The organism is Devosia algicola (genome assembly GCF_028816455.1).
GTDB classification, from domain to species: domain Bacteria; phylum Pseudomonadota; class Alphaproteobacteria; order Rhizobiales; family Devosiaceae; genus Devosia; species Devosia algicola.
The window spans coordinates 702,469-726,952 of record NZ_CP118246.1; the positions used below are offsets into that span (position 1 = coordinate 702,469).

At 56.4% G+C, this 24,484-nt stretch carries 28 protein-coding genes, 1 tRNA gene and 2 pseudogenes; 21 read left to right on the forward strand and 10 right to left on the reverse strand.

What is annotated here, in order from left to right; genetic code table 11:
* The first annotated feature begins 9 nt into the window (after positions 1-9).
* Entirely contained in the window at positions 10-186 is a 177-nt protein-coding gene (locus tag PSQ19_RS03730; RefSeq protein WP_282219672.1) for a DUF4169 family protein, read from the forward strand.
* 54 nt (positions 187-240) lie between these two features.
* Positions 241-651: a hypothetical protein gene (locus tag PSQ19_RS03735; RefSeq protein WP_282219673.1), complete on the forward strand. Its 411-nt coding sequence runs from the start codon at positions 241-243 to the stop codon at positions 649-651.
* 23 nt (positions 652-674) lie between these two features.
* Here PSQ19_RS03735 and PSQ19_RS03740 read toward each other — a convergent pair whose 3' ends face one another.
* A complete protein-coding gene (locus PSQ19_RS03740; protein ID WP_282219674.1) occupies positions 675-1,274 on the reverse strand; it encodes an NAD(P)H-binding protein in 600 nt (199 codons plus the stop codon).
* Between the two features lie 95 nt (positions 1,275-1,369).
* Between PSQ19_RS03740 and PSQ19_RS03745 the strand changes: the two genes are divergently transcribed.
* Complete coding sequence (locus tag PSQ19_RS03745) at positions 1,370-1,933, forward strand: TetR/AcrR family transcriptional regulator (RefSeq protein ID WP_282219675.1); 564 nt, start codon at positions 1,370-1,372, stop codon at positions 1,931-1,933.
* A 994-nt stretch (positions 1,934-2,927) separates the two neighbouring features.
* Positions 2,928-4,205 (forward strand): phosphopyruvate hydratase, encoded by a 1,278-nt coding sequence (gene eno, locus PSQ19_RS03750; protein ID WP_282219676.1) that lies wholly within the window; start codon positions 2,928-2,930, stop codon positions 4,203-4,205.
* A 122-nt stretch (positions 4,206-4,327) separates the two neighbouring features.
* On the opposite strand, the gene PSQ19_RS03755 is transcribed toward eno, so the two are convergent.
* Positions 4,328-4,417, reverse strand: a tRNA-Ser gene (locus PSQ19_RS03755).
* Positions 4,418-4,560: 143 nt separating this feature from the next.
* On the opposite strand from PSQ19_RS03755, the gene PSQ19_RS03760 reads away from it, so the two are divergent.
* From PSQ19_RS03760 to PSQ19_RS03775, 4 genes are all read left to right on the forward strand, one after another.
* Entirely contained in the window at positions 4,561-4,734 is a 174-nt protein-coding gene (locus tag PSQ19_RS03760; RefSeq protein WP_282219677.1) for a hypothetical protein, read from the forward strand.
* A 135-nt stretch (positions 4,735-4,869) separates the two neighbouring features.
* The gene (locus PSQ19_RS03765) at positions 4,870-5,550 is read left to right on the forward strand and encodes a 5-oxoprolinase subunit B family protein (RefSeq protein WP_282219678.1); all 681 of its coding nucleotides are present in this window, start codon (positions 4,870-4,872) and stop codon (positions 5,548-5,550) included.
* On the forward strand, positions 5,547-6,458 hold the full coding sequence (locus tag PSQ19_RS03770) for a 5-oxoprolinase subunit C family protein (RefSeq protein WP_282219679.1): 912 nt from the start codon (positions 5,547-5,549) through the stop codon (positions 6,456-6,458). Before PSQ19_RS03765 ends, PSQ19_RS03770 begins: the two co-directional genes overlap by 4 nt.
* Positions 6,455-7,216, forward strand: coding sequence for a LamB/YcsF family protein (locus tag PSQ19_RS03775; RefSeq protein ID WP_282219680.1), 762 nt, complete (start codon positions 6,455-6,457; stop codon positions 7,214-7,216). The genes PSQ19_RS03770 and PSQ19_RS03775 overlap by 4 nt, the downstream gene beginning before the upstream one ends.
* A gap of 33 nt (positions 7,217-7,249) precedes the next feature.
* On the opposite strand, the gene PSQ19_RS03780 is transcribed toward PSQ19_RS03775, so the two are convergent.
* Positions 7,250-8,008 (reverse strand): FecR family protein, encoded by a 759-nt coding sequence (locus PSQ19_RS03780; protein WP_282219681.1) that lies wholly within the window; start codon positions 8,006-8,008, stop codon positions 7,250-7,252.
* A 201-nt stretch (positions 8,009-8,209) separates the two neighbouring features.
* Between PSQ19_RS03780 and PSQ19_RS03785 the strand changes: the two genes are divergently transcribed.
* From PSQ19_RS03785 to PSQ19_RS03800, 4 genes are all read left to right on the forward strand, one after another.
* Positions 8,210-8,950 (forward strand): glycosyltransferase family 2 protein, encoded by a 741-nt coding sequence (locus PSQ19_RS03785; protein WP_282219682.1) that lies wholly within the window; start codon positions 8,210-8,212, stop codon positions 8,948-8,950.
* Between the two features lie 72 nt (positions 8,951-9,022).
* A complete protein-coding gene (locus PSQ19_RS03790) occupies positions 9,023-10,042 on the forward strand; it encodes a hypothetical protein (RefSeq protein WP_282219683.1) in 1,020 nt (339 codons plus the stop codon).
* Positions 10,029-10,637 carry a flagellar hook-length control protein FliK gene (gene fliK, locus PSQ19_RS03795; protein ID WP_282219684.1) on the forward strand — a complete coding sequence of 203 codons (609 nt, stop codon included), beginning with the start codon at positions 10,029-10,031 and terminating at the stop codon, positions 10,635-10,637. The genes PSQ19_RS03790 and fliK overlap by 14 nt, the downstream gene beginning before the upstream one ends.
* Positions 10,634-10,957, forward strand: a complete 324-nt coding sequence (locus PSQ19_RS03800; RefSeq protein WP_282219685.1) for an EscU/YscU/HrcU family type III secretion system export apparatus switch protein — start codon at positions 10,634-10,636, stop codon at positions 10,955-10,957. Before fliK ends, PSQ19_RS03800 begins: the two co-directional genes overlap by 4 nt.
* Before the next feature lie 159 nt (positions 10,958-11,116).
* On the opposite strand, the pseudogene PSQ19_RS03805 reads toward PSQ19_RS03800, so the two are convergent.
* Positions 11,117-11,515: pseudogene (locus PSQ19_RS03805) on the reverse strand (cell wall hydrolase); the annotation flags it as partial.
* Positions 11,516-11,757: 242 nt separating this feature from the next.
* Here PSQ19_RS03805 and PSQ19_RS03810 point away from each other — a divergent pair.
* From PSQ19_RS03810 to PSQ19_RS03830, 5 genes are all read left to right on the forward strand, one after another.
* A complete protein-coding gene (locus tag PSQ19_RS03810) occupies positions 11,758-12,081 on the forward strand; it encodes a hypothetical protein (RefSeq protein WP_282219686.1) in 324 nt (107 codons plus the stop codon).
* A 114-nt stretch (positions 12,082-12,195) separates the two neighbouring features.
* Positions 12,196-13,653: a Na/Pi cotransporter family protein gene (locus PSQ19_RS03815; protein ID WP_282219687.1), complete on the forward strand. Its 1,458-nt coding sequence runs from the start codon at positions 12,196-12,198 to the stop codon at positions 13,651-13,653.
* Complete coding sequence (locus tag PSQ19_RS03820; RefSeq protein ID WP_282219688.1) at positions 13,565-13,834, forward strand: PhoU domain-containing protein; 270 nt, start codon at positions 13,565-13,567, stop codon at positions 13,832-13,834. Before PSQ19_RS03815 ends, PSQ19_RS03820 begins: the two co-directional genes overlap by 89 nt.
* Before the next feature lie 48 nt (positions 13,835-13,882).
* On the forward strand, positions 13,883-14,506 hold the full coding sequence (locus PSQ19_RS03825) for an inositol monophosphatase family protein (protein WP_282219689.1): 624 nt from the start codon (positions 13,883-13,885) through the stop codon (positions 14,504-14,506).
* Entirely contained in the window at positions 14,490-14,696 is a 207-nt protein-coding gene (locus PSQ19_RS03830; RefSeq protein ID WP_282220605.1) for an FIG domain-containing protein, read from the forward strand. Before PSQ19_RS03825 ends, PSQ19_RS03830 begins: the two co-directional genes overlap by 17 nt.
* Here the strand turns inward: PSQ19_RS03830 and PSQ19_RS03835 are convergent.
* The 6 genes and pseudogenes from PSQ19_RS03835 to PSQ19_RS03860 form a co-directional block, all read right to left on the reverse strand.
* Positions 14,693-15,532, reverse strand: coding sequence for a glycerophosphodiester phosphodiesterase (locus PSQ19_RS03835; protein ID WP_282219690.1), 840 nt, complete (start codon positions 15,530-15,532; stop codon positions 14,693-14,695). The two genes, PSQ19_RS03830 and PSQ19_RS03835, sit on opposite strands and share 4 nt — an antisense overlap.
* Positions 15,529-16,566, reverse strand: coding sequence for an ABC transporter ATP-binding protein (locus tag PSQ19_RS03840; protein WP_282219691.1), 1,038 nt, complete (start codon positions 16,564-16,566; stop codon positions 15,529-15,531). Before PSQ19_RS03840 ends, PSQ19_RS03835 begins: the two co-directional genes overlap by 4 nt.
* Before the next feature lie 8 nt (positions 16,567-16,574).
* A pseudogene (locus PSQ19_RS03845) lies at positions 16,575-17,409 on the reverse strand (ABC transporter permease).
* A complete protein-coding gene (locus PSQ19_RS03850) occupies positions 17,406-18,206 on the reverse strand; it encodes an ABC transporter permease (protein WP_407649136.1) in 801 nt (266 codons plus the stop codon). The pseudogene PSQ19_RS03845 and the gene PSQ19_RS03850 overlap by 4 nt, the downstream one beginning before the upstream one ends.
* Positions 18,207-18,407: 201 nt before the next feature.
* Positions 18,408-19,442 (reverse strand): extracellular solute-binding protein, encoded by a 1,035-nt coding sequence (locus PSQ19_RS03855; protein ID WP_282219693.1) that lies wholly within the window; start codon positions 19,440-19,442, stop codon positions 18,408-18,410.
* Positions 19,443-19,934: 492 nt separating this feature from the next.
* A complete protein-coding gene (locus PSQ19_RS03860; protein WP_282219694.1) occupies positions 19,935-20,966 on the reverse strand; it encodes a substrate-binding domain-containing protein in 1,032 nt (343 codons plus the stop codon).
* Between the two features lie 239 nt (positions 20,967-21,205).
* On the opposite strand from PSQ19_RS03860, the gene PSQ19_RS03865 reads away from it, so the two are divergent.
* The 4 genes from PSQ19_RS03865 to PSQ19_RS03880 are packed head-to-tail and all read left to right on the forward strand — an operon-like array spanning position 21,206 to position 24,409.
* Complete coding sequence (locus PSQ19_RS03865) at positions 21,206-22,369, forward strand: glycoside hydrolase family 38 N-terminal domain-containing protein (protein WP_282219695.1); 1,164 nt, start codon at positions 21,206-21,208, stop codon at positions 22,367-22,369.
* Positions 22,251-22,841, forward strand: coding sequence for a glycoside hydrolase family 38 N-terminal domain-containing protein (locus tag PSQ19_RS03870; RefSeq protein WP_282219696.1), 591 nt, complete (start codon positions 22,251-22,253; stop codon positions 22,839-22,841). Before PSQ19_RS03865 ends, PSQ19_RS03870 begins: the two co-directional genes overlap by 119 nt.
* Complete coding sequence (locus tag PSQ19_RS03875; RefSeq protein WP_282220606.1) at positions 22,810-23,844, forward strand: glycoside hydrolase family 38 C-terminal domain-containing protein; 1,035 nt, start codon at positions 22,810-22,812, stop codon at positions 23,842-23,844. Before PSQ19_RS03870 ends, PSQ19_RS03875 begins: the two co-directional genes overlap by 32 nt.
* Positions 23,780-24,409 (forward strand): glycoside hydrolase family 38 C-terminal domain-containing protein, encoded by a 630-nt coding sequence (locus PSQ19_RS03880; RefSeq protein ID WP_282220607.1) that lies wholly within the window; start codon positions 23,780-23,782, stop codon positions 24,407-24,409. Before PSQ19_RS03875 ends, PSQ19_RS03880 begins: the two co-directional genes overlap by 65 nt.
* Positions 24,410-24,484: the final 75 nt, after the last annotated feature.

A 24,484-nucleotide genomic window follows, 5' to 3' on the forward strand; every position in this document is an offset into this window, starting at 1 on the left:
GGCAGGGCGATGGCTGAAATCATCAACCTCCGCACCGCCCGCAAACGCAAGGCCAAGGCCGAAAAAAGCGATCAAGCCGCCCAAAACCGCCAAAAATTCGGCCGCACCAAGGCCGAAAAATCCCTCGCCAAGTCAGAATCCGATCTGGCCAGCAAAAAACTCGACGGCCACAAACGGGATGAATAGCGCATGACAGCAAGGTAGCCGAACGGCAGCTTTCGACCCAATTGCGGTCATTTGATGCCGCATAGCTATGTCCCAAAAGCTGCCGTTCCACTGAGCAAGCTTGATGGCGGCATCGCGCCCCATTTCCGCCGTCCGGTTATCTTTGCCTGCACGGCCATCTGCACGTTTAGGGGGATAATAGGCGACGGGCTGGGGTTGGTCGGCGGACGCCGGAACCCCTCAGTCAAAGGTCAAGCCAACTCACCGGGCCGCTCGCGTCCGGAATGTGTCTTGCAGCCGGTGGGTTCCGGTGCTGGCGGCGATCATGTCATTCTGCATCATCCGGGCGAGAAACGCGAAGGTGGTGTACTGGCGGCGGCTGATAGGGCGCAGTGCGAGGAGGGCGGCGTTGACGATCCACGCGGGAATTCGGCTGATGCGGGGCGTCTTGCCGAGAACCGCGAAGGCCAGCGCCCCGATTTCTGAATAGGTGAAGATCTCGGGGCCGCCTACCTCGACCTCCGTCTTTCCGGTGCCGAAGGCAGCAATGGCGGCGCGGGCCACATCGCTGCCGTGAGCCGGGTTAATTCGCGCTGTCCCGCGGCCGACCAACCAGACCCGACCGCCCCTGGCCATGTCAAGGAATTCGCACATGTCCGAAAAAAGCCGGTGGCGCGCACGACTGTATGAGCGATCGGCGCCGCCGTCATGTCGCGCACTAGCGCCTCGCGAGCGGCGACGATGTCGAGGTCCGCCGACAGCCCAGGCCGGACGACGGAGATGAACAGGAACTGCTTCACCTCCCCGGCGACCGCAAGGTCCAGCACATTCTTGTTCGCCTTGTAATCCACGTCCCAGAAGCTCAAGTTCTCCTTCTGCCGGGTCAGCCCCAGGGCCGAAAACACATAGTCGATCCCGTCGCAGAGACCGGTCAGCGTCTCGGGCCGTGTCGCCTGGCCGACGAAGATCTCGTTCGGCGCCTGCGCGCCAGCGTCAAAGGCATCCTTTCGCCGCGACAGTGCCCGCACCCAATGCCCTGCGGCTTTTAGTTCGGCTACCATATGCGACCCCAGATAACCGGTCGCCCCGACCACGAGAACCCTTGCCATGTACCTTTTCCTGTATTTAGTCCACTCGGACGAAATAATTCCGGCGGGCATAGTTGTCAATTGTTTTTCGACCGAACGGTCGATATAAGGACCAGATGCCGAAGGTCGTCGATCACGAGAAACTGCGCCACGAGCTTGCCGAGAAGGCAGCCCGCCTGTTCCTGCGCCGGGGCTACAGCGCCCTCGGTATGCGCGAAATTGCGGCCCAGCTGGGTGTGTCGAAAAGCGCACTTTACCACTACTTTCCCGGTAAGCGGGACCTGTTCGATGCGGTGGGGCAGGTGGCGGTTCGTCGAATGGTCTCGGCCTTTGTAAACCCACCCGGAACGCCGACGGGCGTCGAGGGCATGGTCAGTGCGATCCTCAAGGGCGTGAGGACTCTGGATGCCAATGCCCGCGATGAGATTGCGCTTCTAACGGACTACCTTCGCACCGTTGAGGGCGAGCCGGAGGCGGAGCGCGGCATCGCCGAGGCAAACTCTGCACTCGAGGCGTCCGTCGCTGCAATCGTTGGCGTCGAACGCGCCTCGCTGGTGTTGTCGCTTTGCTACGGCTTCCTTCTGCGGCGAGTTCTGGCGCCTGGTGCCGTTGACTTCGCTTGTTTCGAAACCGACCTGCGGAGCGTGCTGCAGCTGGCGTTCGCGGCCGAGGAATGCTGAGCGCGTGTTTGAAGGGCAGGCTCTGCCGCATGAAAGGCGCAGGCTCTGGGCCGATCACGAAGGTACGCGTCGCTACTGCGGTCGCTGGAACTTGTCAGTTCGAAAGTGGCCCTGAAATCGGAGAACTCCTAATGTCTGATGTTATGGCGGGCTCTCCTAACAGCTACCGGTCCGCTCCCCACCCATCTCGGCCATCAACAGGGAGTCGCTTGAACGGCGGCTTTGGGGCAAAAGCCGCAAAGCCACAATCATTGGTGCGGCGCATTTTCTATACCACCCTTCACCTCCCACTCTCGGTGTCACCCCGGGCTTGACCCGGGGCCCATCGTGAGATTTTTCCGCCCACGCGACTGGTCCGGGCGTCATGATGGATTCCGGCCGCCGCCGGAATGACCTTGTGAGGGTAGAAGGTCAGCGCGACGCCTTCCCACTCACATTTGCCCCCCTTCACACCGCGATCTCCCCCTCTCGGTGTCACCCCGGCGAAGGCCGGGGTCCATCATGAGATTTGTCCGCCCTCACGACCAGTACGACCGTCACGATGGATTCCGGCCTCCACTGGAATGACCCTATGGCGATGGAACGTCAGCACCCCCCACGCAAAACTTATCCCCACCCCCAAAACCTTGTGCGAACATAGCCTCACTCCCCACGCGATTGCGGGGTCGCGACGAACGGTCCGTGGGAGAGCAGATGGGTGGGAGGCGGTCGCGCGCTCCTGGGTCCGTGTGACGGGTTTGTCCGGCAAGGCTGGAACAAGGCGCTCCATAGTCCTGAAAGCCCATCGCATGCGGCGAGACCAGTCTCGCACAAAATAAATCACATGAGGCCGGTTCTCGCCGCATGTCGCAATCTTTCCCAACCGTAGGCTTTTCGTGCCGGGCGGGCAAATCGGCTTGCCCACGGCAAATATTTTGCCCCAGCCTATTTGCATTGTCATAATGCGCGTCTAGACAGACACCACACGCAGTACATTCTCTTGGGAAGGCTTTCCATGTCATCGATCATCCACGTATCTGGCCGCCAAATCTATGATAGTCGCGGCAACCCAACTGTAGAAGTTGATGTGGTCCTCGATGATGGCAGTTTTGGCCGTGCAGCCGTGCCCTCGGGCGCATCCACTGGCGCCCACGAAGCCGTCGAACTGCGCGACGGCGGCAAGAAATATAGTGGCAAGGGCGTGACCCAGGCCGTTGATAACGTCAACAATGCAATTTCTGACGAAATTCAGGGCATGGACGCGCTCGACCAGATCGGCGTTGATCAGGCCATGATCGATCTCGACGGCACGCCCAACAAGTCAAAACTGGGCGCCAACGCCATTCTCGGTGTCTCGCTGGCCGTTGCAAAAGCGGCCGCTGAATCTAGCGAATTGCCCTTTTATCGCTATATCGGCGGCCCCAACGCCCACATTCTGCCCGTACCGATGATGAACATCATCAATGGCGGCGAGCATGCCGACAATCCAATCGACATGCAGGAATTCATGATCCTGCCCGTAGGTGCAGAAAACCTCGCCGACGCTGTCCGGATCGGTTCCGAAATTTTCCACACTCTCAAAAAAGCCCTGTCGGCCGATGGTCACAACACCTCGGTTGGCGATGAAGGCGGCTTTGCCCCAAATCTGAAATCGGCAGACGAGGCGCTTGGCTTCATCATGAAGTCGATTGAAAAGGCGGGTTACAAGCCCGGCGAAAATGTCTTTCTTGGTCTTGATTGCGCCGCAACCGAATATTTCAAGAACGGCAAATACGCCATGGTCGGCGAGGGCAAAACCCTGTCCGCCGACGAAAATGTGCGTTTCCTCGAAGATCTGGCCAACCGCTATCCGATCATCACCATCGAAGACGGCATGGCCGAGGACGATTGGGACGGTTGGAAGGCCCTGACCGAGGCCATTGGCGGCAAGGTCCAGCTCGTGGGCGATGATCTGTTCGTCACCAATACCGAGCGTCTGGTATCGGGCATCAAGATGGGGGTGGCCAATTCCATCCTGGTCAAGGTCAACCAGATCGGTTCGCTCTCCGAAACCCTCAACGCTGTCGATACCGCGCACCGCGCCGGCTACACCTCGGTAATGTCGCATCGTTCCGGGGAAACCGAAGACTCGACCATTGCCGATCTGGCGGTCGCGCTCAATTGTGGCCAGATCAAAACCGGCTCGCTTTCCCGTTCGGACCGTCTGGCAAAATACAACCAGCTGATCCGCATCGAAGAGCAGCTTGGCTCCTCCGCCAAATATGCCGGCTATTCAGTGGTCAAAGGCCGCTAATTTAGCCATTCAGCGCCCGGCCAGAGCCGTCGGGCATCCCATTCAGCAGGGAGCGTGGTCGATGACACGCCCGCACTCATTTGCAGATCATTTACAAGATCAAAGATCGGGAGTGGATTAGCTGGCGGGTAGGGAGGGATTCGAACCCCCGGAACGCTTGCACGCTCGCCGGTTTTCAAGACCGGAGCAATCGACCACTCTGCCACCTACCCGTCGGCAGCCCGTTTAGCCATTCCAGAGCGTCGTGTCCATGCTATAATAACTACTGGAAACAGTTGTTGATGGGCTAGGAGGTTATTTGTTCCGTAACAAGAATCGACGCACACTCAAGTACCAGGCACTTTGGAGGCGCATCGTGTTCACTCTGATAAACGCCGACACCGACGACGACGCAGAAATCACTGATCCCCAGGAAATCGCGGAACTGTTCGCTGCAATCGCAGCTGTCGCTATTGAAGCGATAGGCGCGGGGCAGGCGAAACAACTATTCGAAGCCGTGGTAGAACAGGACGGCAAGGAACCAAATTAGCGCGCCGCTGATCTGTCACTTTGGGTAATAATTCCGCGGCCAACCCGGTTCGGGCGGGTTACTGGCAAACACATTGTGTTGGCTGACACCCGCGCGACATTGGCGTGGCATCGTCAAGGCGCCTCGGAGATATTATTGCGCGACCCGACAGAAAATGACCCTATTGCTCATCCATTGATCGTGCCACTGGGCGACCGTGCGTTGCTGGTACGCTTTGCGGCAACATTGTCAGTTGCTGCCAATGCCGCCGCCACCAGCTTTGCAAAAAAACTGGCGCAGTCACCACCCGATGGCGTGACCGAAATTGTGCCAAGTCTGGTTTCGGTGCAGATCAATTATGATCCGGCTAAAATTTCACCAGATCGGTTGGCTGCCGAGTTGTCCCTGATAGCATGGAGCAAACTCAACGCGGATGGTTATTCTGGCCAGACATGGAGACTGCCGTCTCGCTTTGGCGGTGAATACGGACCCGATTTGGAGGCCGTGGCGCATGCCTCTGATCTGGATGTCGACGCCTTCATTGACGCTCATAACGCCACAGAATTGCGCGTATTGGCGACAGGCTTTGCCCCGGGATTTGTCTATTGCGGCTTTCATGGCCCCCCACTGCAAATCCCACGTCGCTCGACGGTTCGCAATCAGGTGCCACCAGGCAGTATCCTGTTTGCCGTCGGTCAAACCGCCGTTGCGGCAACCGAAATACCGACCGGCTGGCATGTGATCGGGCAAACCGATTTTCGCAATTTTGACCCCGCCAGTTCGCCGCCGACAAGGTTTCGAGCCGGTGACCGCCTGATATTCGAGCGCACGACATGAGTGCGACTATTCTGATTGAGCGGGTGGGGCCTATGACGACCGTGCAGGATGCCGGACGTATCGGCGCCCTCATACACGGCGTCGCTGCGTCTGGCCCAATGGACCAGCATGGCTTTTCCACTGCGGCGCAGAAGTTACCGCGCTGGGGGACATCCGGCATCGAGTTTACCACCAGTGGATTGGGTCTTCGCCTGCTGTCGGGGCAACTCGAAATCGGTTGCGCTGGCGGGGTATTTGACGCGCGGCACAACGGTTCGCCGCTGCCATGGCCAGCCACATGCCAATTGGTCGCGGACGATTATCTTGAGATCACACCGAGCTCCTATGGCAATTTTGGTTATGTACGATTTGATTGTGAACTGGATTTGCCGTCAGTTATGGGCAGCTTAGCCACCAACACCCGCGCCGGTTTGGGAGGCTTTAAGGGGCGGGCACTTGAGGTCGGCGACAGGCTCCAATTTGGTCGGCTCGGCAAGGATAACCAACCCAGCAACCCATCGTCCGCTCCCAAGGGCGGCGACCCCATTCACTTCACATGGGGTATTCATGCACATCTGTTTAATCATGATGTGCGGCAGGGATTTGTCGCAGGTCTATTTGAAGTTTCCGAACAGATGGACCGCATGGGCATCAAGCTGCGTGATCAGCAAAATGTATTTTCCAGCAATCAGAATCTGGAGCTGGTATCCGAACCAGTCGTTCCCGGTGACGTACAAATTTTGGGTGATGGCACGCCTATCGTACTGATGCGCGACCACCAGCCAACGGGCGGATATCCGCGCATCGCGACCATTTCAACGCCGGACCTCAACCGCTTTGCACAATGTCGGCCTGGAACGCGGATATGTTTTGAACCGATAACAGTCGAGCACAGTTTGGCCGTCGAGTTTTCGCGGAGGCAGATGTGACAAACATCGATCTAAATGCCGATCTGGGAGAGGGTATGGGTGCGGACGATGAGCTTCTTGCCATTGTCAGCAGTGCCTCTATTGCCTGTGGTGGACATGCGGGCGATGCACCGACAATTCGCCGGGTGCTCGAGCAGTGCAAGGCGTTAAGAGTCCGCGCCGGCGCACATCCCGGCTATGTTGATCCGGCGCGCTTTGGTCGGTTCCGACTCGTTTTGCCGCTCGATCAACTACTGGGCCAGTTACGATCGCAACTAATGCTGATCAGATCCATTGCGGACGACATTGGTGTTGACCTGGCCTATGTGAAATTGCACGGCGCTTTGGCAAACCAAACCGCCGAAGAACTCGCCTTCGCCGTCGGCATCTTTGGTGTGGTCCATGCCATGTCTCCAACTATGGCGGTTCTGGCACTCGATAATAGCCAGCAGGTTCGTGCAGCAATGGCAGTCGGTCTGCCACTCATCCGCGAAGCCTACGCGGACCGTGCCTATACTGCACAAGGCCTGCTGGTATCAAGACAAGCTGAGGGCGCGGTAATCAACGACACCGGAGTCGTCGTCGAACGCTGTCTACGACTGGCACAGGAAGGTGAGATTGTCGCAATAGACGGTACAATCATGACGTCAAAAGCGCGATCAATCTGCGTGCACGGCGACACGCCGGGTGCTGTTGATTTGGCCCGCAACATCCGCGATGCGCTCGAAGCCGCTGGCATCGCAATAGCACCCAACGCGCCGGAAGCGGTCGAGACCTAACCGCTGGGCAGAACTGAACGGTGCGACCGTGTACTAGGGCGAGTTGGGCGAGCGCTGCCGAGTCACAACGGGAACATCATCGTCGCCCTTGATGTCACTTAAGCTGCTAGGTGTCGCATTGCTGTCGTTCTTGGTGCATTTTTGCGCGCCTGCGATTCTGAATTCACGGAGCAACGGCGATTGTACTTGGGCGTACCGAAAGGTCATAGCCAAAGGGGGACGATCTGGATTGCTTCGCTCATAAAGCAGCGCACTAGGCCCGGATGCCTCTGCGACCTCGCACCTGTTGGTCAGCGAAACGCAACTGTTTCCAGCCGCACAAACGCTTAATGCGCCTTCATAAAGCATGACAAATGTCTGGCCTCGAGCCACCTGAAAATCAAATTTGGTCCCGCGTACAGCGATGGCCGCGGTCGGCGTTCTGATTTGGTAGGCGGATTTGGGGCTGCGACCGCTAATGAAACGGAACGTACCGGCCAGCGCGTTCACCGCGATCTTGTCGGCGGTATTGCTGTGTCTCAGCAGATATGCCTCGATCAGCAGCGAACTTTGAGGTCCAACCACCAGTCGCGTCTGGTCAGCAAATATTAGCTGTACCTCGCCAGATCGGTCGGTAACTACCCGATCGCCGACTGAAATGTCGTCACCGACAACGAGCGTCCGCGAGCCTGATTGAACCTGCGCCTGCGCAGCCTGCTTGACGCCGACCGCAGTACCTTCCCCGGCCGCGTAAGCTGGGGTCAGGCTCAAAGCCGTCGCTACTAGTCCTAAAAGCCATTTTTGCGTAATCATGTCCCAAGTCCTAATAGCCGACCTCTGAACGCTGGCTGAACGATCACAGTGGCATCGTTCGATTGCCGTCCGGCCGGGACAAGGTTCTGTCACCAAGCCATCTTCATGGGCCATCACTTGCACATTCGTGTCGCCGATGTTGCCCCCGCCGCCTGCGCACGCTATGGCAGGGTATCACACTCTCAGTGGCCAAGGCCCGAAATGAAACTTGCATTCGTCATCCCAGCTTACAACGAAGAAGCATTGATCGGCAAATGCCTCGAATCGGTCGAGCGAGAGATCGCGCGATCTGGCGCTGACGCCGAAATCGTCGTGGTCAACAACGCATCGTCCGACAGGACGGGCGAAATCGCGCGCAGCTTTGCGACCGTGCGCGTTGTAGACGAACCAAAAAAGGGTTTGGTCAACGCGCGAGATGCGGGTTTCAACGCTACCAAGGCGGAGTTGATAGCAAATATAGATAGTGACACCATCGTGCCACCGGGTTGGATTGATATTGTTTTAGATGAATTTTCCAAGAATTCAAAACTTGTAGCCCTAAGCGGACCCTATATATATTATGACATGTCGTGGGCAAATCGCGCCCTGGTTAATGGTTTTTATGGTTTGACCTATTTGATCTACATTCTTAATCGTTTCATCTTACGGGTTGGTTCCGTCGTTCAGGGTGGAAATTTTGTTTTCAAACGTGAGTCTTGGGCCGCCGTAGGCGGTTATGATCGGTCTATCCAGTTCTTTGGAGAGGATACCGATGTTGCCGTGCGACTTTCCAAGGTCGGCGATGTCAAATGGACGTTTGCGCTGAAAATGCTGACTTCTGGTCGTCGCCTTGAGAAGGAAGGCGTGTTCCGCACCGCTGGAACCTATACGCTCAATTTCTTCTGGGTTACCTTTCGTGGCAAGCCGGTGACCAAGGACTACACCGATATTCGGCCCGACTGAGTCAGGGGCTTCCCTTCGCCTGATACTCGTCTAAACTGATCCGATAATTCGGAACGGGCAGGCGAACGATCAATGATTCCCGGCCAAAATCCGGTACAAATGGCAATCAGGCCCGGCCTGCTCCAGACGCTTGCACTTAAGCCGGGGCAGGGGTTTGATGCCGTCGTTGTCGGCACCACACCCAGCGGCGCAACCGATGTTACCGTGGGAAAGCAGCACCTGACACTGTCGCTCCAGCCAAGCCCCGCACCGGGAACGACCTTGCAGATGCGCATCGACGTTACCTCAGCCGGCCCACGTTTTGTCATATTGTCCCAGACGCCCCCCGATGCCGGCGTTGGAGCGGGCGCAAAAATGGCGCCACCTGCTGTTGTTGCTGGATCGTCGGCTCAACCCGCTTCCCTCCCAACACAGCCAATACCATCGTCTCAACCTGCTGCAGCGACTATAGTTGAACGATCGACACAGGGTCTCCCGGGGTCAACGTTGGCCAGCACCTTCAAGCCGGGACAGATTGTCGAGGCACGCGTATTGGGCGCCGCCAGTGGTGGTGATACCAGAGTGATGATTGGCCAACAGACACTCAACCTTTCGGTGCCAGGCCCACCCGTCCAAGGTGCAATAGTGCATTTGCGGGTTGAGACAACACCGATGGGACAACGCTTTGTTATCGCATCACAAAGCAGTTCTATAGCACAAACACCCTCAGTCGGCGCGGCGACGACACAATCGTCCAGCGCAATGGCGACGACCCATTTGACCAACGCGGCGTCGGCACCACCGGTAGCGCCGCAAACCGAATTGGCCGCAGTAACGCAAATGTTGCAGGTCGCAGCCGGACGGCAGGACCTTTCAATCGGCCTGATGAACACCCTGGTGGCCATGATCAGGGACAAGTCTCAGTTGCCACCCGCGGTCGCCCAGGCAGTGTCCCGTGTTTTGGGTGCACGAACTGATATTTCAGCGGGTAAAATATCGGGCGAATTGCTTCAAAAGGCAGGCTCAGAACTCGGGCATATTTCAGGAAGCGTTACTGGCCCGAGGTGCGCCAATTGCCCAAGCCGACATAAAGTCCAGCTTGTTGGGCCTTAGAACGGTGCTGTTGGCATGGCTTGGCGGCGGGATTGCCGCCGTACCGCGCGTCCAGCGTCAACCGCCAATGCGCGGCGGTATTCCCCGTGCCCAACAGGACCCAGGCGATTCGGCGCCCCGTGGTTCCGCAGAGCAATTGGGCCGCGCCGCGTTGGAGCGCACAGACAATGCCTTGTCCCGCTTGCGTCTTCACCAACATGCCTCGCTTCCCGATCCCGTACACAAAGGCGATCGAGAATGGAATTTCGAACTGCCTGTGGTCATTGCCCAGCAGCAAAATGTCCTGCAAATGCAGATATCACGCGATGGCGGCGGCGACGGCACCGAGGGTGAAGGTCATTGGCAGGTCCGATTTGCCATCAATATCGACCATGCCGGAGAAGTGGGCGCCCAATTGGGTTTGCGGGGACGGCGCACCAGTGTGATGCTATGGGCAAGCGAAACTGAGACTGCCGACACCTTGCGTGAAATGTTGCCTGACCTACGAAACGAGTTGGTCAGTGTCGCACTGGATGTGAGCGCCATCGTCGTCCGTACTGGCGCGCCAACCGCCCCACCGCGTCCGTCTGGTGGTCTTTTGGATGCGACCCGATGAGTGACAAGAATGGCCCACCGTCGCTAGCTGTTGCGCTTCAGTATGAAAAAGGCAGCAAGGTCGCGCCACGCGTAACGGCAAAGGGCCGTGGTCTGGTGGCCGAGAAAATTGTCGCGATGGCGCGGGAAAACGACATACAGATCGAAGCCAATCCCGTGCTTGCTCAGGCGCTTGCAGGCGTCGAGGTGGACGACACTATTCCCATCGAACTATATGAGGCAATTGCCATAGTCATAGGCTTCGTCCTGCGGTCCAGCACCGGTGGCAGGAATGAACCGGGTGTGAACCCATCAGAGCGATCAGGTTCATCCGCCCCATGATGTGATGTCCTTCAATCAATATGGGCAGGACATCACAATGTTATATCGCAGACGCCAGGCCATTCATGCCATCAAGCTGACACTGATGCTCGCCAGTGCGATTTCGCTGGCCGTTATCATCATTCTTCCGGCGACGCCATGATCCTGAAAAGACTAGTATTTTTCGTAAAACTCGTTGCCGCCAGCCATCAGCACGTAATGCATGTTGTTGTAAGGAAAACGCAACCCGGCCGTGTGAAAATGTTGGGCGTTACGTACACCGGGATGACGTGCTCCAGCCATGACCCGGTCGGCCACCTCGGCCGCCAACAGCCCACCGCTACTGCTCATCTTGCGTGTCGTAACGCCTTTGGCAAACTGGTTTTTTTGACTTATCACGCCGCATACGCTTTGCGGATAACGTCGGTCATTGACGCGGTTCATCACCACAGTCCCAACGGCAAGCATACCTTCGGCACTGGAACGATTGGATTCAAAATACATTGCTCGCATCATGCAGTCCCGTTCGCTCAGTCGCGGGGCTCCAAAGCCACCAAACAGCGACGAGCAGCCCGCCATACTGGTAGTGACAACGAACAGCGCCGCCATTGCTAGAAATTTCCGGGCGTTGGTTTGCATTTTCAGCGCATCCTTCGCGTCGTTGCGCGCAACAGTCGCAACAAATATGCGCAATCAGAATTAACGAATGACTGTTCGGCAGGGTAAGGAGATCGTTAACGTCGCAATCGGTGCGAATTTCCTTGAAAAGTATCGGGACACTTCCCATTTTCAACTTGTTGGAAACCGGGAAGGCAAGTCGTTTGAACAGCAAGAGTGCTCATCGGCTGCAACGCCAGTTTGATAAGCTGCAACGCCGCATACCCCCATTCGCCTCGGCAATGTTAATTTGGTTGCGCCGTCCGCAAGCCCGATTGGTACGCCTGCCGCTTGGCATATTGTTGGTGCTAGGCGGCATTTTCAGTTTTTTGCCGGTCCTTGGTATCTGGATGCTGCCGCTCGGTCTGCTATTGCTCGCGCTTGATCTGGTTTTCCTGCAAGGTCCGGTCAATGCGGCCATCGTTCGCGGTTCGCGGAAATGGTCGACATGGCGCCGCAGCCGTCGTGATCGGAAGCAAAAGCCCTAACAGGGCTGTGTGCCACAAAACCGTTGCATTTATGCTTGCGAAATCGCCGACAAGTATCGACGGGCGCCCATGAATCCAGCATACTCAAACCTACTGTTAGGTGTGCTGTTAAATATGCAATCCACAATTCAGTTAATCAATCTGCTCGGCGCCGGCGCCCTGTTGCTTTGGGGCCTTCGGCTAATCAAAACCGGTGTTCTCCGAGCCTTCGGTGCGTCACTTCGGCAATGGATCGCCAAGGGGACAGGCAACCGGTTTGCCGCAGCCCTTTCTGGCCTCGCCGCAACACTGGCCTTGCAGTCAAGCACGGCGACAGCCGTCATTACCGCATCATTTGCCAGCCGTGAGATAATCGACCCCAAGATGGCGCAGGCCGTCATGCTCGGAGCCAATGTCGGCACGGCCCTGGCTGCCATTGTCTTGTCGCTTGATGTTCACTGGTTTTCATCCTTGATGATTCTCATCGGCGTAATCGGGTTCAACTCGAGCCGTTACACGCGCGGCAAGGGTATTGGTCGTGCAATTCTTGGTCTGGGCCTGATGTTGCTAGCGCTGCAAATGGTCAACGGTGTAACTGAACCCCTTCGTCAATCGCAGGTCGTGATTACTGTGCTTGGCGCGCTCGGCGATGCGCCGGTTTTCGCCCTGATGCTCGCCGCTGGCCTGGCATTTACTGCTTCTTCAAGCCTTGCTGTTGTTTTGTTCGTTGCCCTCTTGACCCAGGCCGGAATTGTTGCGCCAGCACTGGCCGTTATTCTGGTTGCTGGCGCCAATCTTGGAGGCGCAGTGCCGCCGGCGTTGGCTGTAATTGCTGAGGGTACGCAGGCGCGGCGACTGACTTTTTCCAATTTACTCGTCAGGGGTATCGGCGCGATTACTCTAACAATACTGGCACCACCCGTCGCGGAACTGGTGGCCGGTGTCATGCCGAGGCCAGTTAATCTGGCCATCGCAATTCATCTCGGATTCAACCTTGCGTTGCTGATCGTGTTCTTGCCACTGCTCACCCCGATCGCACGATTGTCGGCGCTGCTGCTGCCGATGCCGGAGCAGCCGGAAAAGGGCGCAAACTATCTCGATGAATCGGTTCTCGATACACCACAAATGGCATTGGCGGGTGCGGCCAGGGAGACGCTGCGGGTCAGCGATATTGTCTTGAAAATGCTGCAGGCAAGCCTTGACGGACTGCGTCGCGCCACACCGGACGCAAAGTCCAACATGGCAACGCTTGATGACGATGTCGACGCGTTGCAACACGCAATAAAGCTCTACCTGACCAAACTTGATACGACCGGTCTGGATAGTGACGACGCGCGCCGGTCCAGCGAGATCGTTAGTTACGCGATCAATCTGGAACATGTTGGCGACATAATCGAGGGCGGCCTGGCCGAAGTCGCGGCCAAACGCGCCAAACGCCAAGTCAGATTTTCGGAGACTCGGCCTACAGGAAATCCTCGATCTCTACGAAAAGACAATTGCCAATATGCAGCTGTCACAGTCAGTTTTTCTAACCCGAGATGCCCAGTTGGCGCGACAACTTGTGGCCGCCAAGGTAGAAATTCGACGACTTGAGGCGCAGTCCTCAAACGCGCATTTGCAACGGGTCAGGGATGGACTATCCGACGCCATTCAAACCAGTACGCTACATCTTGACACCTTGCGCGATCTCAAAAGAATCAACGCGCACCTGGCCTCCGTGGCCTATCCCATACTCGAAAAAACCGGGCAGGCTCGACGAGAGTCGGCTGCGTGATCAACCAGACACCAAACCGGCCGAACCGCAAAAATCCGGAGAAATCTGATGCAAAATTCCTACGACGAGATATTGGCCAACATGGTGGGTGTAGCGCGTGAGGCGGGCGCTCTCACCCAAGGTTATTTCGAGCGTTTTCGCGAACTTGAGATCGGCATCAAGGGACCGGCCGATTTTGTCTCGGATGCCGATAAGGAATCCGAGCAGTTGATCCGAAAACGCCTGTTTGCCATGTATCCGGATTGGAGCTTTACAGGTGAGGAATTCGATCCGGTCACCGGCAGTGATCCTGAGTACCGGTGGCTGGTCGATCCGATTGACGGGACAACCAATTTCATCAACGGCATGCACTACACCATCTCGATTGCCTTGCGTCGCGGCAACGAGACCGTCTGCGGCGCGCTTTATAATCCCGCGGCAGATGAAATGTTTACCGCCATCAAAGGCAAGGGCGCCTATCTGAATGGTAAAAAATTACAGGTCAGCCAGCAGGTGGATGTTGGTCTGATGGCGGTCGGCACCGGCCTTCCAACGTCGAACATTTTTACCTTTGACGGATTTTATCAGCGCCTTGAAAAACTGCGTAACCCGATTGGCGCGGTTCGCGTTGTAGGCAGGCTCGGCCAACTCCTGCGCATACGTCGCCTGCGGCAGACTGACTGGCTACTTTGAGGAATCCGGTTTGGTCGATTGGGCTGTCGGTGTCTTGTTGGCCCAGGAATCTGGCGGTATCGTAACCGATTGGTGGGGACGCGGCCCTGAGTTTTACGAAAAAACCGGCTGCGTAATCGTCGCTAACCCGGCCACGCACACCTATCTTATTGACATGCTCAAGGGCGCGCCGGTCAAGAACCCAGCCTAACGATCGCCGACCAGCGCCGCCAATCCCTCAGGGTCGTCAGTCGTAATCTGGTCGACCTTGAGATCCAGCAGCCCCATGATGTCGGCCAGTGTATCAGGCGCCGGCACCTTAATGGTATAGGCATCGACGCGGCGGTCGCCATTGTGTGATGCCGCGACCAGATCGAAGCCAGCAGCTGCGGCCTCGAGCACCAGCCGATAATGTAAATACAATATCTCCGCGCGTGGTGACGCGGCAATGGCGTCGGCGATAAATTGTGGGAAATTGCGACTCAATTTGAGTCGATCCAGCGCGCCGTCATGACAGGGATCATGACCAATTCGTAACGCCGGCACATCGGCGCTCAGCAGCTGTACAGCTGCTGCGTCGCCCGATGACAACAGCATATGTCGGGCAACCGGCGTTACGCTTGCCTTGAAAGACGCAATGGATGATGAATCAAGCGCGGCCACGTCTTGCTTGTAGTCCAGTTGCAGAACGGCATTTTCATGCACTTCGCCAGTCGCCAGCAGGGCGCAAAGATCCTCCAGCAACATCACCCGCTCGGCTAATGGATTGCCATCATTGTCGCGCAAATACAGTTCGCGAATATAGGCGGCCGAACGTTCAGCTGTCACGCCATCGCCCGTGGTTTCACGCTCAAGGCTCAGATCATGCAGTACCGCGTAACCACGATCGCCATGGACGACCAGATCAACCTCAACGCTTGCGCCCAGCCGCATGCCTTCAAGAATTCTGGCGCCGGTAAAATTGGCGTCGCCCGCGGCCTTGCGCCCACGGTGCCACTTCAACCAGGTTGTGTGGTCGTTTCGCTTGATCGATACCGGGTTTGTCATTGGCTTCTGTGCACCAACTTTTGGTCACGGTAAGCAGCGATCGCAGTGGGATTGAGCTTTACCGATTGACCGGATGCGAACATGTCGGGATGGCCTACCATGGATTTGAGCCTACCGCCATCGGGCAAATCCATGTCCACCAGTCCATGCGTTCCATAATCGGTGACACGGTGAACAATTGCCTGCCCATTTTTATCGTCAACACTCAGATCCAGCGACTCCGGTCGAACCGCGAGTGTGACCGGGCCGTCGGCGATATCGAGTGGCACCTGAAAACCTGCCCGATTGAAGACCTTGTTGCTTACATCACCTTCGATCAGGTTCATCGTGCCGATAAAACCTGCCACAAACGGTGTCGCCGGTTCACGATAGACGATATCAGGGCGCCCCACCTGTTCAGTTTTGCCATCGCGCATCACCACAATCCGATCCGCGAGCGCCAAGGCCTCATCCTGACCGTGGGTAACGAACAGCGTGGTAATATTGAGCCGCTGCTGAATATCGCGAACTTCCTCGCGCAGTCGTTCGCGCAGATGTTGATCAAGGCTTGCAAAGGGCTCGTCCAGCAACAGTATTTTGGGTTCCAGCACCAGCGAACGCGCCAAGGCGACACGCTGTTGCTGGCCACCTGACAATTGATGCGTAAGGCGCCCGCCATACCCGCTCAGACCAACCAGTTCGAGCACTTCCTCAACCTTGCGATCAATGTCCTCCTTCGGCAGCTTGCGCAGCTTCAGCCCGAACGCCAGGTTCTTGAACACATTCATATGCGTCCATAGCGCGTGGCTTTGAAAGACCATGCCGGTCGGTCGTTGTTCGGGCGGTAGGCGCGTGATTTCCTCGCCATCAATGGTAATCGAGCCAGCCGTCGGCTGCGCAAAACCGCCTACCATACGCAATAGCGTCGATTTGCCCGACCCCGACGGTCCGAGCAGGCACACGAGTTCGCCGTCTTCGACAGTCAGTGAAAAGTCGTCGACCGCGCGGGTTGTGCCGAAAAATTTCGAAACATTGTCAATCTTCAATACCGACATCTATCTTCCTAACCGCCGAAGCCGCGGGCAAACGCGCCGCCACCAATGACCCGACGCGCAAACATCAGCGCTATAAATGATGGCACCCACAAGATCACCGACAATACCGCGCCATACTGAACTACCATCTGGTTGTTGATGAACGAGATCATCAGGACCGGCGTGGTGCGAATGCCGGGCGCACCAATCAGCCACGCCCCTTCGGTTTCATAAAACGTCCCAACAAAACTCAGCAGCAGCGCCGCCGCAATCGTTGGTCCCGCCTGAGGCAATGTAATCGACCAGAACACCCGCAAGGGTGAGGCGCCAACATCGCGTGCTGCCTCTTCCATTCGTCGATCGACCGACTGGAACGCGGCCACTGGAATCCAGATCATGAACAACAAGGTGCCGACCAGTTGGATGAGTACGACACCCCAAAAAGTGCCGATCAAATTGAGTTGCAGAAAAATTGCCGCAATAGCGATCAACAGGCCAAACTTGGGAAAGGCGTGCCCCGCCAGGAACGAGAAAAACAGAATATTGCGTCCGGGAAATGACATGCGCGCAAAGGCATAGGCGGCTGGCAGGCAAATGGCCGCCGATAGCAGCGTCACCACAGTGGACAGGCTCAAGGCTCAGCATCAATGCCGACCAGACATCGGCCCGGCTGATTGTTGCGCCCCAGAACCTGAGGCCAAACTGCTGCGGCACGACATTGGGATAGCGCCAGACCTCGGTGAAGGCCCAGGTACCAACAACCAGCAGCGGGAAAATGATCGCTACAGACAGGAGTGTCGCAAAAGCGATGCCGACCCCATCGATGCGCGGGCGATTGGCGAATATAGACGGTGCCACGCTCATTTCCCCTGGTTGCGTGCGACCGAGCGCACATAAAACAGACCAAACACAATGCAGAAACTGAATGTGACGACAGCCTGGGTAATCGCACTGAGCGGATCATTCAGGTCGCGGAATGTGCGTTGCATGAAGGGTCCCATCATCTCCGGCGCTGCAGGCCCAAGCACGTAGGGCAGGGTGAAGGCCGAAAAAATGCCCAGGACGGAAAACGATAGCGCTACCAATATGGAGTTCGATATCCGGGGAAGGATGATATGCCAAAGCACCTGAAAACGTTTGGCGCCGACATCGCGGGCCGCCTCGATCGATTGGTTGGCGACATTTCCTAGACCTGACAATAAAATAAGGACCGTCAGCGGAATATTGTCCCACACAAGACCGATAACCGGGCCCCAGGGCGTTAAATATGGTGTGCGGATTTTCGGTAGACCGACAGCATTCAGCAGCAAGTCGACCATGCCGTTTGGTCCCAGCACACGAATAAACGCATAGCTGAGGATGATCGACGGCACGAACATGGGAAAGATCGCCAGGCCCTGCACATAGGCGGGCAATCGCCCCTCGGAAAACCGCAGGTATAGTGCAATCGGCAGACACACCAGCAACAGCAGAAACGCACAGACGCCAGTGGTCCACAGCGTTATTGAAAGATTGTCCAGACTGTATTTGTCAGAAAAGAAGAACACATATGTGCTCAGGTCAAAGCCATAATTGCCTTGGCTATCCCTGTGCCAAACGGTGCGGAAGACAGCAGAAATGATCGGCCAGATTACCAGCCAACCTACCAGAAACACCGGCATCGCCACGAGCAGAAGGCCAAAAGGCCTCCCGCTCTCGGCTTTTTCCAGAAGCGGCCGAGTATTGGCCGCGCCAGACACCTCACTCACGAGTTGCGGTCCACATTGGGTGCAACATTGCGATACCAGCCATCATTGATGGCCGCTTCCCACTTTCCGCTTGGGAATGTCGGGATGGTTTGGGGGACGATATCCGCGAAACGCTCACGCAGATCCGCAGAAATATAGTCCCAGGACACGCCGGGAAAACCGCCAAGGCTCAGTGAGCACAGCCGACTGAATTTCCTCGGTTAACAGGAAATCGGCCAGTTTCAGTGATGCTTCCTTGTTGGTTCCATTGGCCAGCACAACGCTGCGGCTGAACCCGCCGACCAGCGCCAAATCCTGCAACTGCACCAAACCAGTAGTGTCGGGTAGCACACCCTCATCGATGGCCTGCAACACCTGGTCAGACCAAACCGGAACCATGGTAACAACGCCCTGAGCCAGCAGTTGGATGGATTGAGTGTTACCGGAGGTGTACGCGCCGCCATCATATAGCGCGGGAGCGAGATCGCCTAGAACCTTCCAGGCCTTGCCGAGCGCTTCATCACCAAATTCCTCGGTATAATTGTCCACCGTGAATGCCGAGGGATCAAGGCCATTGACCTGATGTATGGCGCGGCGGACGAAATTCCCACCAGAGCCGCCCTTGTCGGGGCGATTGTAGATAAATTGACCAGGGTTGGCCATGATCCAACTGACCAAATCATCCCAGTTCTTGGGGACATCTGCCGGCGCCAATTTGGTTGTGTCGTAGGCTAACAGCACCTGCGAACCACGATAGGGCAGGCTATAGTCACTATTGATGGCGAGGGGATTGACCTTGTCATAGTTGGACAGCCCGGCTTCCTTCATATTGACATAGAGACCGGCCTCGATGGCATCCAGCGGCAGCAGGGGATCGGCCGCCTCGAAATAGTCTGCCTGCGGGTCGGTGCTGGTCTGCATGGCGGCCAAGGCGCGCTGTGCTATGGATTGCACCCCCGCGCTGTCACCGGCGTCGACAAGATTGATCGTTGTGCCCGGGTTGGCGGCCTCGAACTTTGGCTTAACTGTGTTGGCCCAAAAATCCAGAATGTTGGAATCCGAGAACTCGTGTACCAATCGATGCGGCCTTCTTCGGCAAAGGCTCATTTTTGGCAGCATGAGTGCGCCAGCGGCTGCGCTGGTCGCCAAGATAAAATCGCGCCTTTTCATTATTACGTCTCCCTGGTCAATTTAGAGTGAATGTTCCAAACGGCCATGCCGCTCGCATTCCAATTTCGTCGATCTGTGTCGACCTGACCCAAGACTATCGCCCGTCTGCCCAAATTTGCAAGCAGAAAGCTATCGTGCAATTCCGGTCGCCACCGAGGCACCAATAACCATGGTTTGGTGACATCTCTATGTCAGATTGAATTAAGTTTCGGTCCGAAAACCCAATTGCCTAACATATTGTATAACATAACTAAAAAGTGCAATTATGTGGTATAATCGTCAGGCCTTGTCGACACTAAAATCGACACAGAGATTACGCCGAATACCAAAAAATCGAAGAGTGCGTTCTTCGGCAATATTCTCGACACCGGTTGTCATGCACGACATTTGAGCCAATCGTGCCCGGCGGACCAGCATATCGACTAGCGCAACAAAATGAAATAAACGTTCTATTTGTGCGGGTTCGTTGGTCGGGTCGATTGGCTCAAGCCATTATTGTCGCCAGCGACAAACCGGATATGACAGTGACTGCAGTGCCTCGGGCAATTCACCTGCAATTCGACGCATAAGCAGTCTGGTCAGTTTGCTGCCCGCGGCAGGAACGTCTTCTTCAATGCTGTCGATGCCCGGATATACGGTTGGCACGATGTCCGAGGTCTGCTTGTAGATGACGTGAACATCGCTGCCCGGCGTCAGACCGCCATCCTGTAGGCCACCCAGCAGCGAAATGGCGCGCAGTTCGGTATCACATAAGATGCCATCAGGTCGCGTCGCGGCCAGTTCGGAACCCAATCTGCGGAGTTCGGCGGCGTGGCCACCGGCAGGGCCCCAGTCAACAACAGTCCCGACCAGTCCAGCACTTGCAAGGAATTGGCGGAACGCACCGGCAATATTGCGATGATTGTTGGTGCCGTCATCGCCCGAAACCAGTACCAGATTTTTGCAGCCAAGACGTGCCAAACGCTCGACCGCCATCGCTACAAAGGCCTCCGCGTCAAAATCATGAAAGGGGTGCGGCGATTCAAATTCGGTTCGACCATGCGTGACAAACGGAAAGTTTGCACCGAGTAGCATCTCTATTCTCGGATCACGCTTGGCGGTGTGGGTAACAATGATACCGTCCGCGGTTCGGTGATCGAGGATATAGCGCACGGTACCAGTCGAACCGCGCTCGAACTCAGGGACAACAGTCAAATGATATCTGGTATTGCTGATCTCACGCCCGATCCCTCGAATCAGATTGCCAGCGAAATCGATCGAGTTACCCGTGCTATCCAGAACCAGTGCAATGACATTGGTTTTCCCGGTGCGCAATCGCACTCCGGCACGGTCCGGTATATAGCCCAGTCGGCGTGCCGCATCGTCTACTTTCTGCTTTGTCTCTGCCTTCAGCGATACACCACCGCGAAGCGCCAGCGAAACTGTGGAAAGGCTTAGCCCCGTGGCATCCGAAATGGTCCGAAGCGTTACGCGGTCACCAGATTTTCTGTGGACCAAGCTTTGGGAAGCGGCCTTCTTGGCCATTGGCTACCTCTTTTCCAACTCTGTTGGTGTCGATCCCAATACGAAGGTTCCTCCGCTTGTGTCTAGACGTTGGTCAGCGTCCCCTCGTCACCATACTCCTGACCAGGTTTTCGGTGGCAACAGACCTGTGCGTCGTCGGTGAACGGAGGTCGTAACATACAATCTGATGTCACAATTGCAACGTTGCAAAATCTATGCTTGTTTGCACCGAAACGGTCTCTGACTCTGAGGACTTATCAATGACCTACTCCAATCCCGCATCCGGAAAATTGGCACTGATGGATGATGACCTGAAGTCCGAAGGTAAGCTGCTGCGCCTGTGCGCGGATCTCGAGTCAAAAATCTTGACGAGCGTCGACGATGCTCATTTTCAGTGGCACTCCACCGCCGACGACATGACGGCCGAGCAAGCGCTGAACGCCAATTGGGAGCAGTGGCCGCAGTTTGGTCCGCGTGGTGTCTGGGGTCGCAAGCAGGGCAATACCTGGTTTGCGGCCGAGATTGAGGTGCCGCCGTCGGCCGGTGGCCAGACATTGGTGCTCAAATTCACCTCACAATGGCAGCACCGGCCTGGCAGCACCGATCCGCAATGTCTGGCATATCTCGACGGCAAGATTGTGCAGGCCATAGACGGCAATCACACCGAGCTTGTAGTCGCGCGCAATGCCAAGCCCGGCCACAAATCTGTTCTTCACGTCAATGCCTTCACCTTTTTCGATCGCCCCTTGGTCGATTTCAAAGTTGAGTTCTTCGTTCGCAATGAGCGCGCGGAAAAACTATATTATGATCTGATGACACCACTGGAAGTGGCAATCAGATTGCACCAATCCGATGCCCGCCGCCATGCCATCCTCAATCTCGTCGAAAGGGCGCTACGCGCACTTGACCGGCGCGGCGCCCATACCAAGGCATTCGCCGCGTCGCTGGCCAAGGCCGAAAAAATCGCTGCTGAAATTTACAAACTCGTCGACACCGAAGTGCAGCCAACAATTACGGCAGTCGGCCATACACATCTCGACGTTGGCTGGCTATGGCGCGTCCTGCATACACGCGACAAGACCGGTCGGAGCTTTGCCACGGTCCTGACGCTGATGGAGGAATATCCGGACTTCGTCTTCATGTACAATCAGTCGGTATTGTTCGATTTTCTCAAAACTGACTATCCCGAACTATGGTCGCGCCTCAAGCAGCGCGTCAAAAAGGGCCAATTCGAGATTGAAGGGGCAATGTGGGTAGAGCCCGACGTCAACATCATCTCCGGCGAGATCCCTGGTACGACAGATCATGCGCGGTCGTCGATTCCATATCGAAGAATTTGGCGTTACCCCAAAAACCGTGTGGTTACCGGATACCTTTGGCTATTCCGCCAACTTGCCTCAAATCATGAAGCGGTCGGGACTTGAGTATTTTGTCACCTCAAAACTGTCCTGGAACGACACCGACCGCCACCCGTACGACACATTCTTTTGGCGGGGCATCGACGGCACGACCACCAAGGCCCAACTGATCACGGCCCAGCGGTTCGAGAATGATCAGATCTACACGACCTACAATTCAGACCTTTCAGTCAGCGAAACCATGGGCGCGTGGAAACGCTATGAGCCAAAGGCGGTCAATGACGAAGTCCTGCTCTGTTACGGTTACGGCGATGGCGGCGGGGGCCCGACCCGCGCCATGATTGAGCGCGGCATTCGCATGCAGCGCGGCATCCCCGGTGCACCCAAGGTCAAGCTGGAGGGCATTGTGCCTTTTCTCGACCGGCTGGGTAAGCGCATGGACAAGGATTCCTCCCGATTCCCTGTATGGAATGGCGAGGCTCTATCTGCAGTATCATCGTGGCACATTGACCTCGGTCGCAAAGAACAAGGCCTATAACCGCACTGCCGAACGCCGACTGCGTGAGACCGAATTTCTTGCCGCCTTTGCCTTGGTCACGACCGGCGCCGACTATCCGGGCGCCGCGCTGGCCACCTTCTGGGAAACGGTGTTGATCAATCAGTTTCATGACATACTGCCCGGCACCTCCATTTCGGAGGTCTACAGCGATAGTGACCGGGAATATGAGGACCTGTTTGCCCAGCTTGATTCAGCCAACGGCCAGTGGTTTGGCGCCGCCGTCGCGCTTGCCAAGCCGACCGCCGATCAGTTCGGCCTGTTCAATTTCGTCGCGCAGGAACGGTCTGCCCAAGTTCTCCTCGGCGACGATCAGTCGCTAGTCGGAACAACATTAGTGACGGCGGGCGGCTCTGTACCGGTGCAGGAGTTTGTTCGTGCCGATGGCAGCGCGGCATTTGGGGCCGTCACCGCCAACCTGCCGTCGATGGGTTGGACCAGCGCCCAGATCGTCACCATAACGCCGCCAAAGCTTAAGTCCGCACTATCCGTCTCCAAAAAACACCTCGAGAATGATCTTGTCCGCGTCGAATTTGATCGAAACGGCGAAATTACCTCAATTTTCGACAAACAGCGCGGTCGTGAAGTCATTCCATCAGGCCAGATGGCAAACCGGCTCATCGCTTTTGAAGACAAACCCATGGCATGGGACGCTTGGGATATTGATCGCTATTTCGAAGAGCAATACTGGCCACTTGCCGACGCCAAGGCCACTATCAGCGTCGTCGAAAAAGGCCCGCACCGTGTCGCTATTCGTATCGAGAGGCACTACCAGGCTTCAAGGATCACTCAAATTATTTCGCTGCAGACCGGCGCACGCGAGATCGAATTCGACACCCATATTGATTGGCACGAGCAGCGAACAGTGCTCAAGGCATGCTTTCCGTTCGATCTCAATAGGCTCCGAGGTTCGATCCGAAATCCAGTTTGGCCACGTCAAGCGCGCCACCCATCGCAATACGAGCTGGGACAAGGCCCGATTTGAAGCGTCAATGCATCGGTGGGTCGATATGAGCGAAGCCGATTTTGGGGTCGCTTTGATAAATGACTGCAAATATGGCTACGACGCGCTCGAACAATTGGTCCGAATTAGCCTGGTGCGCGGATCAACACATCCCGACCCTGACGCCGACCAGGGTGAGCATCGTTTACGATATGGGCTTTACATTCACGATGGGCTAGCCGATCTCGCGCAGGTTCAGCGTGCAGCCGAGCGGTTCAACAACCCCGTCGCCGTGATAGGCCCGGTCAGGTCAGTCAAATCGGCCAGTCCGACACAGAGCCAATCCTATGTCAGCGTCGATGCGCCGAACGTGACTGTTGAAACTGTAAAGAAGGCAGAATCAAGCGATGCGTTGATAGTGCGCGTTTTCGAGCATGCCAATATTCGCGCTGACGCGACTTTGAGATTTGGTCTGCCATTGAAATCAGTGCGAATGGTCAATTTGATGGAAGAGAACCCGGGCAAATCTCTACCTATAAACGACAACGCTATTGCCCTCGACCTGCGGCCGTTCGAAATCGTCACCCTGATTATAGAGGTGGAATAGGGCAGGGACTGTTGCTCAGCATCCCATGGATCATTTCAACCCGCTCGCCTCGATCCATACGGCACCAGCGCGCCT